Here is a 6,284-nt window from a genome sequence, read left to right as displayed (position 1 = left end):
CCTCGACATCGTCCGTGCGCTGGATGCCCAGGCGGTGCTCAATGGCCTTTAGGCCGCCCGTCTGGCCTAGGCGGCGCAGCGCGGGACACAGATCAATGTGGAGCTGATCGAGTGCCAGCTCGGGGAAACGGCGGCGCAAAAATGGCAGGTCGAAGCTCGTGCCAAAGAAGCTCACGAGCAGCTTATAGTCTTTAATGTCACCAACAAAATCCTCTAAATTTTGCCCTTTAACATACAGCCTTGTCTCGAAGCCATCGAAGAGCCCGATTACTGTTATTGCGTTAGCATCGTAGCCACCGTCGGTTTCGATATCCACGTAGGCGACACTCTCGCCAAATACCTCAGCCCCACGCCAGAGGGCGGCAGGGGGGAGGTTCTTCTGGAACCAGCGGGAGTCCTGGCGCTCCAGGGCAGCAACCGACGCTTCGAGGGTGGGGAGGAGCAGATTTTTCTTTGTTTCGGAGAGGGGGAGCTGGGAGGGTGTACTGAGGGCCGCCTCCCAGCTCAGGATTCCCTCCTCCCAGAGGCGCTGCTCGCTGGTAGTGCCCAGCCCTTGTGCATGACAAAACGTGGCGGTTAGCATCTTATTTCTACGTAAGAATACCTGATTTTGGTGGTTTCCCTTACCGTCGGTCTGCTTCTTGCGCTACACTGCTTTGAAGGAACTTGAATATGAAGCGGATCATTCGAAATTCTACGATTGCATTGGGCGCGGCTCTGATCGCAACCGTGGCACAGGCCCAGGGGCTGGGAGCAGCGCAGCCCTATAATCTCTATGTTTTGGGCAATGCCTGGCAGCAGGGTGCCGATGCTGAGGGCGGTGTCGCTGTGGGGGGCAACCTGAGCGTGGGCGACTGGGGCTTCACCACGGGCTGGAACGGCGGCGGCAAGCTGGTCGTGGGGGGGGATCTGAATAATCAGGGCCATAGTGTCCATCCTGATGGTGTCTTTGCGGGCGGCAACCTGAACTACGCACAAACTCTTACCTCAAACGGTGGGGTGCAGGCCAACGGTAATGTCTTTATTGCAGGCGGACAGCCCAGCAGTGTCAAGCACGGTGGCAGCTTTGGCTACACCGGCACCGAGACCTTCCCGACAAGCAGTGGTTTTAGCAGCTCTCCAATAGATTTTGGCGCAACCAACTCGTTTTTACTGTCGCAGTCGGCCTATCTTGGCGGTTTGAGCGGAGTCAGTATCGCCGATGTCTCGGGCACTGGTGGCTACGTCAACCTGAATGCGTCCGGGGGTGGGCTGAAGGTCTTCAATTTTTCTGAGAGCGCCTTCGAGAATAGCTGGTTCATCAACTTCGATAATGCTGCACCCGATACCACGGTTCTGGTAAATGTCGCGGGCACCAACGTGACGGCTCCCAATGGCAACTACCTCTACAACTGGGTGAACTACCCGGATGGCCCTGGAGCGGGCAATGTTCTCTATAACTTCTACGAGGCAACCAATCTTCATATAGATGCTATGGGGGGCTCGGTTTTGGCACCCAAGGCGGCTCTTGATTTCGACTATGGCGTGATCTACGGCAGTGTGGTTGTGGGGCAGCTCGGCACTCAGAACGATTCTTCCGTGGGACAGTTCAATCAGCGAGATCGCTTTGGCAACGACATCAAGTTCCGTGGTCGTCTACCGCAAATTCCTGAGCCAGGCACGCTGGTGCTGGCTGGTTTAGGACTGGCCGGGCTGGTCCTGCGCCGTCGCCGCAAGTAAGCTCAAGCCTTCCTTCACCTACCCTCCACCGGGACTCCCGGCGGAGGGTTTTGTCATCTTTGTGTCGAAGTGAGTTTCTATGATTCTTTGCCTTGGCCTTACCCCGACAGTGCAGCGCACGCAGCGCTTTGCGCACTTGACGCTGGGCGAGGTTAATCGAGCTACGGAGACCATCACAACGGCCTCAGGGAAGGCGGTGAATGTGGCGCGGGTGCTACACACGCTTGGTGCACCGGTCTCTCTCATCCAGCCTTTGGGCGGCGGCTCGGGGCACTATGTTCACGAAAACCTCCCGTTTGAGCAAGAAATTATCTGGGCCGAAGATCATGCCCCAACGCGAACGTGCTGTACACTGCTCAGTGCTGACAGAGCCACGGAGCTAGTCGAGGAAGCCGCTCCTCTCTCGGAAGCCGATACCGCACGTGTTGTTGCTGCGGTACTTGCCAAGCTTCCCGGTGCGCTGGTACTGGCGCTCTCTGGCTCCCTGCCGCCCGGTGTGGCTTCTGATTTCTATGCCCGTCTCTGTGCCGCCGCTTCCGTTCCCGTGGTCGTGGATGCGCAGAAAGCGCCGCTACGCCTTGCACTGTGTGCGCATCCCTATCTCGTCAAGCCCAATCGCCAGGAGACTGTCGCGGCGCTAGGGCTGCCCGAAAGCACGGAAGCTCTGGGCTGCGCACAGGCTCTGTGTGCCGCTGGTGCACAGAATGCCCTGGTCTCAGCGGGCAAGGCGGGAGCCGTCTTACTGACAGGTGAGGGCGTGGCGTGGCGGATTCTGCCGCCCGAGATCACCCCGCTCAATCCCATTGGCTCAGGGGATGCGCTCATGGCGGGCTTACTCTTTAGCCACTTTGTGCAGCAGGAAACACTTCTGAACTCCGTGCGCTTTGGAACCGCGTGCGCTGCCGCGAACTGCCTCACCCTGACATCGGGCGTCGTACATCCCAAGGATATTAACCAATTGCTTCCCCAAGTTGTCTTAGAGTCGGTACAATAGATCAGATTCTCCCATGGCACAGCAACAACAACTTACCCCTGAACCTCAGCGCTACGACGAGCAGACGCTCCGTCAGGTAATCCAATTTGCAGATCGGCTCCAGACCGAACACAAAGAGCGCTACTCCGCCGACGATATCGAGAAGATCGCCGCTGAGATTGGGGTGCAGCCAGAGTTTGTCCAAAAAGCGCTCAATGAGATCGAGGACAAGCACGACGCGCAGCAGAAAACGGAGACGGTGAAAAAGCTCGCGATCCCAGTTGTCACTGTGCAAGTTAATCAGGCCATGCGTCAGGCAGGCCAGGAATTGGGGGGAACGGCGAAAAACTTTATTCAGACCGTGGCACAGCGCCTTGATGCGGCGGATGTGTCGCTGATGAAGAACTATGTCGGTATGTGGTGGGGCACTGCCTGGGCACTACTCCCCATTGCCGATGCCATTGGAGGACGACGCTTCGATGAACCCTTGACGGCTCTGGCGGGAATCACCTACATTGGATTTGGCATCTATCTCAACAAACGCCTTGAAGCCAAGCAGAAAGAGGCAAAGTTAGCTACCCAAGTGCCCGTTCCGCCCATACCTGCACAGACGGGCGTCGCGCCACCCGTGCGCTACTCGGTGGAGACAAGCGGCGTCTCACGTGACGAGCTCCTGGCGCAGATGATCCAGATTCAAAAACGTCTAGAAGGCGGGCGAGTGCGCCAGGCATTTTTGAGCATTGATGTCGTCAGCTCCAACGAGCTGAAGCGCTCCGCCGATGAGCTTCTCGTCGAGTATTCGTTCAATCAGTACCGGCGCTTCGTCGAGGAAATTGTTCTGGCGGAAGGTGGGCAGGTACAGTCCACGGCGGGCGATGGGACAATGGCGATGTTTGCCTCCGATGCGGGGGCAGTGCGGGCAGCGCTACGGCTTCAGGAGAAGATGGCGAGCTTCAACGCGGAGCACAACCGCCTGCCTCGCCCGTTTCAGGTTCGGTGTGGCATCAACGCGGGCGAGGTCGCCCTCATGCCGGGGGCGCCCATCGGACATCTCCAGAGCGCCGTGATTGACCGTGCCGCCGCTCTGCAAAAATCCGCAGCCTCGGGCGATATTATCGTCTCTGGCGATCTGGCCGCCGAGGGACTGGCGGCTCTTGGGCGCTACGGACGGCACGCCGACAGTCCCGAGGGTGGCGTGCGCGGCTTTTCCTGGCGTGCTGGGTTCTGAGAACGGGAGGCTCGGAGCCTAGATCGGCTTGGCGGTGCTGACGGAGAGCTCCCGCACTTCATCCGCAGTGACTTCACGGCCTAACTTCTCGGAGAGGTAGATTCCCTCGGAGATCAGCATGGTGCTCAGCGCCAGGTCCAGGGTGGGAAGCAGCGTGTCATTGCCAAGTAAGACATTGACCCAGTGGCGCTGGCTATTGTCGCGCGTGTCCGTATCGCCATCGTCGGTGCGGAGCTTGCGCCGACGGTAGGCCGCCGCGCCCATCGAAGCGCCGCCATCAATGTCTAGATCGCCCTGCGATGTGAAATATCCGAACGGGCGTAGGCGTGCGCCGCCGTCGCTGCCCAGAATAAACGAGCCCTCCAGCGTGTCTAAGTGCATCGCCCAGGCTTCGAGAATGTCCAGCGCGATCCCATTGGAGAAATTCACGAGGCCGGTTCCGAGCTCCTCCACCGAGTAGCCGGAGAGCTCTTTTCGCTTGGGGTCTATTGCCACTTTCTGAAACGTGCGACCACAGATGCGCGTGGGAGTCGGGTTGCCCAAAAGCCAGAGCAGCTCAGAAATATGATAGACCCCCATGTCGTAGAGCGCCCCGCCGCCGGAGTTCTCTTTCTGCACGAAAGTCGGCTTGCCGTAGCCGTCCACGTAGGGCCGACCGCGCCGCCGGTGGCCGTTGGTGCGGGCATAATAAACCTCGCCCAGTGCGCCCTCCTCAATCAACTCCTTGACAGAGCGCACTTCGTTCGAATAAATCCCCGCGAGCTGAATATGCAGCATTTTTCCCGAGGCTTCTGCCGCCGCCTTCATCGCCAGTGCATCGGCGTAGGCTCCGGCCATCGGCTTCTCGCAGTAGCAGTGCCGCCCCGACGCTAAAACGGCCTCGACGCCCGCTCGGTGAAAATTATTGTGCAGACAGACATCCACCGCGTCTAAGTCGTCGCGCTTTAGCATTTCGTGGGCGGAATAATACACATTCGGAATCCCGAATGTCTTGGCGCTCGTGTCCGCCGCCGACGGAAGAATGTCCGCACAGGCGACCACATTGGCTTCGGGGATATCTTGATACGTCTTGAAGTGTTGTTGGGCGATCTGCCCACAGCCGATAATGCCGATCCGAACTTCATTCTTGCTCATAGCGCTAGGTTCGCCAGAGCGCGAGCGGGTTCCTGCTGAGGGCGGAACTGTGCTTCGTGCAGGCGCTGGTAGATGCCGCCTGAGGCCACAAGCTCCTGGTGGCGGCCTTGCTCGGCGACTCCTGTCTCATCCACGACCACGATTCTATCGGCGTTCTGGATGGTGGCGAGGCGGTGGGCGATCACCAGAGTGGTGCCGTCCACGGTGATTCGCCCCGAGAGCGGCTCATAAAACCGAGGGACGAGTGAGCAGATCGTGGTCTTACCCGCGCCGCTCGGCCCGACAAAGGCGACCGTCTCGCCGGGATGAATGGTGAGATTGATGTTATCCAGCACCTGCTTGTGCGCCTCGTAGCCAAACGTCACTTGCTCGAAGCGAATCTCGCCCGTTAGGTGCTCGATCGTTTTCGCATTTGGCACGTCGGCGATATCGGGTGCGGTGTTCAGCAGCTCCGAGTAGCGCTTGAAGCCCGCGATACCCTTGGGGTAGGTTTCGAGCACCGCGTTGATCTTCTCCACCGGGCGAAAGAAGACATTGACCAGCAAGAGAAATCCCATAAACCCGCCAACGGTCAGCTCGCCGCGAAGTACATAAAATGCTCCGGCGATCATCACAAAGAGCTGGACAATGCGCATGGTCATGTAGCTCAGCGACATACTCTTGGACATTAAACGATAGGCATCGAGCTTCGTGTCCCGATAGGCTTCGTTGTCCTTGGCAAAGAGCCTGCGCTCGTGGTCCTCGTTAGCAAAGGCCTGCACCACCCGCATCCCGCCCACATTCTCTTCGATACGCGCATTAAAATCCCCGACCCGGCCAAAGAGCGCCCGCATGTTGAGCGTCATCGCCCGCCCATAGCGCGTCGAGACCCACGTCATCGGGGGCACGATAAGCCCCGTAATTAGCGCGAGGGTCGGGTTCAGCGTGAACATCAGTCCAAAGGAGCCCAGAAACGTCATCACGGCGATAAACGCGTCCTCGGGGCCGTGGTGCGCCACTTCGCCGACTTCCTCTAGGTCTTTGGTGATCCGAGCGACCAAGTGCCCGGTTTTCTGGTTGTCGAAGAAGCGAAACGAGAGCTTTTGCAGATGATCGAAGATCTTGCGCCGCAGCTCGGTCTCGATAGAGATTCCCAGCACGTGCCCCCAGTAGTTCACGACATACTGAAGCCCCGTGTTCACTAAGTAGATCAGCAGCAGCCCCACGGCGGCGCTGAGAATCAGCCCCCAG

At 58.8% G+C, this 6,284-nt stretch carries 6 protein-coding genes; 3 read left to right on the top strand and 3 right to left on the bottom strand.

Going from position 1 to position 6,284, the window contains the following annotated elements:
• Positions 1–583 (bottom strand): ribonuclease H-like domain-containing protein (locus ACH2EH_RS03385; protein ID WP_395138972.1); only part of this gene is annotated, 583 nt, incomplete at its 3' end.
• An 89-nt stretch (positions 584–672) separates the two neighbouring features.
• Between ACH2EH_RS03385 and ACH2EH_RS03380 the strand changes: the two genes are divergently transcribed.
• The 3 genes from ACH2EH_RS03380 (at position 673) to ACH2EH_RS03370 (ending at position 3,920) form a co-directional block, all read left to right on the top strand.
• Positions 673–1,719: a collagen-binding domain-containing protein gene (locus ACH2EH_RS03380; protein WP_395138970.1), complete on the top strand. Its 1,047-nt coding sequence runs from the start codon at positions 673–675 to the stop codon at positions 1,717–1,719.
• Positions 1,720–1,798: 79 nt separating this feature from the next.
• Positions 1,799–2,713, top strand: coding sequence for a 1-phosphofructokinase family hexose kinase (locus ACH2EH_RS03375; protein ID WP_395138968.1), 915 nt, complete (start codon positions 1,799–1,801; stop codon positions 2,711–2,713).
• A 13-nt stretch (positions 2,714–2,726) separates the two neighbouring features.
• Positions 2,727–3,920: an adenylate/guanylate cyclase domain-containing protein gene (locus ACH2EH_RS03370; protein WP_395138966.1), complete on the top strand. Its 1,194-nt coding sequence runs from the start codon at positions 2,727–2,729 to the stop codon at positions 3,918–3,920.
• Positions 3,921–3,938: 18 nt separating this feature from the next.
• Here the strand turns inward: ACH2EH_RS03370 and ACH2EH_RS03365 are convergent, their stop codons facing one another.
• Together ACH2EH_RS03365 and ACH2EH_RS03360 are read right to left on the bottom strand one after the other, a co-directional pair.
• Positions 3,939–5,054, bottom strand: a complete 1,116-nt coding sequence (locus tag ACH2EH_RS03365) for a Gfo/Idh/MocA family protein (protein WP_395138964.1) — start codon at positions 5,052–5,054, stop codon at positions 3,939–3,941.
• Positions 5,051–6,284 (bottom strand): ABC transporter ATP-binding protein (locus ACH2EH_RS03360; RefSeq protein ID WP_395138962.1); only part of this gene is annotated, 1,234 nt, incomplete at its 5' end. The genes ACH2EH_RS03360 and ACH2EH_RS03365, both read right to left, overlap by 4 nt.

This window comes from Armatimonas sp., from assembly GCF_043760365.1.
Classification (GTDB): Bacteria; Armatimonadota; Armatimonadia; order Armatimonadales; family Armatimonadaceae; genus Armatimonas.
This window is presented reverse-complemented; position numbering and strand designations above follow the sequence as displayed.